The organism is Cellulomonas septica, from assembly GCF_012396155.1.
In the GTDB taxonomy this organism is placed as follows: Bacteria; Actinomycetota; Actinomycetes; order Actinomycetales; family Cellulomonadaceae; genus Cellulomonas; species Cellulomonas septica.
On the sequence record NZ_JAAXOY010000403.1, the window covers coordinates 1 to 3,276 of the forward strand.

6 protein-coding genes are annotated in these 3,276 nt (G+C 74.8%); 3 read left to right on the forward strand and 3 right to left on the reverse strand.

All coding sequences use genetic code 11. The annotated features are described in order from the left end of the window. Positions 1-108: 108 nt before the first annotated feature. Positions 109-288 (reverse strand): chromosome partitioning protein, encoded by a 180-nt coding sequence (locus HGA02_RS21040; RefSeq protein ID WP_246247809.1) that lies wholly within the window; start codon positions 286-288, stop codon positions 109-111. Positions 289-419: 131 nt separating this feature from the next. Between HGA02_RS21040 and HGA02_RS13965 the strand changes: the two genes are divergently transcribed. From HGA02_RS13965 to HGA02_RS13975, 3 genes are all read left to right on the forward strand, one after another. Continuing rightward, a complete protein-coding gene (locus HGA02_RS13965; RefSeq protein ID WP_168679534.1) occupies positions 420-1,025 on the forward strand; it encodes a flavodoxin family protein in 606 nt (201 codons plus the stop codon). A 120-nt stretch (positions 1,026-1,145) separates the two neighbouring features. Then, positions 1,146-1,376, forward strand: a complete 231-nt coding sequence (locus HGA02_RS13970; protein ID WP_124343118.1) for a hypothetical protein — start codon at positions 1,146-1,148, stop codon at positions 1,374-1,376. A 40-nt stretch (positions 1,377-1,416) separates the two neighbouring features. Further along, entirely contained in the window at positions 1,417-1,923 is a 507-nt protein-coding gene (locus tag HGA02_RS13975; RefSeq protein ID WP_168679536.1) for a hypothetical protein, read from the forward strand. 16 nt (positions 1,924-1,939) lie between these two features. On the opposite strand, the gene HGA02_RS13980 is transcribed toward HGA02_RS13975, so the two are convergent. Then, complete coding sequence (locus HGA02_RS13980; protein WP_343035484.1) at positions 1,940-2,701, reverse strand: deoxyribonuclease IV; 762 nt, start codon at positions 2,699-2,701, stop codon at positions 1,940-1,942. A 67-nt stretch (positions 2,702-2,768) separates the two neighbouring features. Continuing rightward, positions 2,769-3,276: oxidoreductase C-terminal domain-containing protein (locus HGA02_RS13985; protein WP_281357184.1), on the reverse strand; the 508-nt coding region annotated here is incomplete at its 5' end.

Sequence of the window (3,276 nt, forward strand, 5' to 3'; positions counted from 1 at the left end):
CCGGGCCGCCGACGTCACGCTCGGCTGACCCGCCGACCTCCGGCTCACCGGCGCCACGGACCACGGCCGGCACGCACCCTCGCGGGCCACGTGCCGGCCGGTCGGCCGTCAGCCGGGGATCCCGCGCTCCTCGTCGTCCGACTCGGCGGCCTCGCTCGCGTCGTCCTTCAGCGGCTCGGTCGTCGGCGCCTGGCTCTCGTGGCCCGGCGGCAGCGGGTCGGGGTCGACGCCCAGGGAGGGCAGGTCGGGCTGCTTCGGGTCGAAGCTGTCGGGCAGGTTCTCGCTCATCGCCTCACCGTGACACCGCGCACCGCACCGCGCACCCGCACGCCGTCGGGCCGCAGCCGGAAGGCGTCGACGGGTGTCGGGAGACGGCCGCCCGGGATGCGCGCGCGCCGGTCCGGGGTGACGGTGGGTCGATGCGAGCCGTCGTCCTGAGCTGCACCCTGAAGCCGTCCCCCGCCCCGAGCAACACCGAGGCCCTCGCGAGCGTCGTGACCGACGCGCTGCGCACGCACGGCGTCGAGTCGGAGGTGATCCGGCTCGCCGACCACGACGTCCCGCCGGGCGTCGAGTCCGACATGGGTCCGGGCGACGACTGGCCCGCGATCCGCGCGAAGATCCTCGACGCGCAGATCCTCGTCGTCGCGACGCCCACCTGGGTCGGGCACCCGTCGTCGTGGGCGCAACGCGCGCTCGAGCGCATGGACGCGATGATCTCCGAGACCGACGACCAGGACCGGCCTGTCGCCTACGACAAGGTCGCGGGCGTCGTCGTCACCGGGAACGAGGACGGCGCGCACCACGTGATCTCCGAGATCGTCGGCGGGCTCGGCGACATCGGGTTCACGATCCCGCCGCAGGCGTGGACGTACTGGAACCAGGGGCCCGGCCCCGGACCGGACTACCGCGACACCGACCACGGCCACGACTGGTCGGCGTCCACCGGCCGTGCCATGGCGGGCAACCTCGTGGCCGTCGCCCGGGCGCTCGCCGCGCACCCCCTGCCGGCTCCCGCGTCCTGACCGCACCGGTCGCGGCCCGCCGCACCCGGGCCGACGATGGACGTCGGGTGGAGCAGCAGCCCGCGGGCGGTCTGACCGCCCACCCGACGACGCCCCGACGGGGCCGCGGAGGTGCGCACCATGAGCTTCGAGCAGGAGTCCGGCCAGCTGACCGGCACGAAGGACAAGGACTACAACATCCTGTGGTTCACCCAGACGTGCCTCGACAACGTCCTGCGACTGGAGACGTACGCCCAGGACGCCGAGCGCGACGGCGACACCGAGCTCGCGGAGTTCTTCCGCCGGGCCCAGGGCGAGAGCCGCAAGGGCGCCGAGCAGGGCAAGCAGCTCCTCGCGTCGCGGCTGCGCTGACGTGGGGCAGCACACCACACCGCCGGTCGACCTCCGCCTGGTGCAGATCTACCTGAGCGACCACCTGACGGGCGCGTCGGGCGTGATCTCGCGCGTCGGGTGGATGGTCGAGCGGTACGCGGGCACGTCGGCCGAGCCGGTCCTGCTGCGGCTCCTCGAGGAGCTGCGTCAGGAGCGGCGGGTCGTGCGCGGGCTCGCCGAGCACCTGGGCCTGCGGCTGTCGCCGTGGAAGCCCGCGGCGGCCGTCGCGGCGGAGCACGCGGGTCGGCTCAAGGTGAACGGCCGGCTCACGTCGAAGTCGCCGCTGTCGCTGCACCTCGAGCTCGAGGCGCTGCGCTCGGGCATCTCGGGCAAGCGGTCCCTGTGGGCGACGCTCGAGGTGTGGTCGGGCACGCTGCGGCTCGACCGCGCACGGCTCGCCGGCCTGCGCGCCCAGGCGGACGACCAGGTGCGCGCGGTCGACGAGCTCGCGGAGCGCGTCCGGACCGTCGCGCTGGCGACCGAGGCGGCGGTGCCCGACGTCACGGCGGACGCGTCGCCGGTCTGACGCGCGCCGTCACAGGTCAGCCCGCGAGCGCCGCCCGGAGGAACGCGATGTCCTCGGCCTGCCGCTCGGCGGGCGTCTCGACGACCGCGTCGCACCCGGCCTCCCGCACGACGTGCGCGATGAGCTCGGGCGGGATGGTGCCGGTCGCGAAGTTCGCGTGCCGGTCGCGGCTGGACCCGGCCTCGTCGCGCGAGCTGTTGGCGTGCACGAGGTCGATGCGTCCCGTGATCGCGCGCAGGCGGTCGACGATCGTCTCGAGGTCCTCGCCCGCGGCCCACGCGTGGCACGTGTCGAGGCACACGCCGACGTCGTAGCCGCCGATCTTGTCCCAGAGCATCGCCCACCGGTCGAGCGTGCGGGCGCACGCGTTCTCGCCGCCCGCGGTGTTCTCGACGAGCACGCGCACGGGGTAGGTCGCGCGCTCGAACGTCTTGCGCCAGTTGTCGATGCCGACCGCGACGTCGTCGCCGTCGCCCACGTGCCCGCCGTGCACGATCAGCCCGCGTGCGCCGAGCCCCGCGGCCGCGGCGGCGTGCTGCGCGATCATGTTGCGGCTCGGGATGCGGATGCGGTTGTTGGTCGACGCGACGTTGACGAGGTACGGCGCGTGCGCGTAGACGCCGAGGCCGCTCGCGACGAGCGCGTCGGCGTCGTCGCGCGGCACGGGCTTCTTCCAGCCCTGCGGGTCGGCCAGGAAGATCTGGACGGCCTGGGCGTCGACCTCGGCGGCGGCGGCCACCGGGTCGGCGTCGCGGACGTGGGCGCCGATGAGCACCACGGTCGTTCTCCTTCGGTGGGAGGCGTCGGGCAGGGGTCAGGCTAGCCGCCGCCTCCGACGTCGGCCGTCACGAGCCCGTGAGCGACCCGAGCGGCACGTCGGGGTCGGCGAGACGGTCCCGGTCCACGACGACGCCCGACCTGATGAGCGCCTGCACGTCGTCGACGACGTCCCACACGTTGACGTTCATGCCGGCGACGACGCGCCCGCCGCGCCGCCAGAAGGCGACGAGCTCGCGCGCCGCGAGGTCGCCGCGCACGACGACCTCGTCGTACCCGCCGTGCGGCGCGTGCCCGACGTACTCCATGCCGAGGTCGTACTGGTCGGTGAAGAAGTACGGGAGCCGGTCGTACGGCTCGTCGCGGCCGAGGATCGTCGCGGCGGCGGTGGCCGGCTGGTTGAGCGCGTTGGCCCAGTGCTCGACGCGCACGTGCGTCCCGAGCAGGGGGTGCGCCGCGCGGGCGACGTCGCCCGCGGCGAGGACCTGCGGGTGCGACGCGCGCAGGTGCGCATCGACGACCACGCCGTCCTCGACGTGCAGCCCGGCCGCCTCGGCGAGCGCGGTCCGCGGTGCG

What these genes read in the sequence shown, in the direction of transcription:
- HGA02_RS21040 (WP_246247809.1), bottom strand. Translation starts at nt 288, where the DNA reads ATGAGCGAGAACCTGCCCGACAGCTTCGACCCGAAGCAGCCCGACCTG.
- HGA02_RS13965 (WP_168679534.1), top strand. Translation starts at nt 420, where the DNA reads ATGCGAGCCGTCGTCCTGAGCTGCACCCTGAAGCCGTCCCCCGCCCCG.
- HGA02_RS13970 (WP_124343118.1), top strand. Translation starts at nt 1,146, where the DNA reads ATGAGCTTCGAGCAGGAGTCCGGCCAGCTGACCGGCACGAAGGACAAG.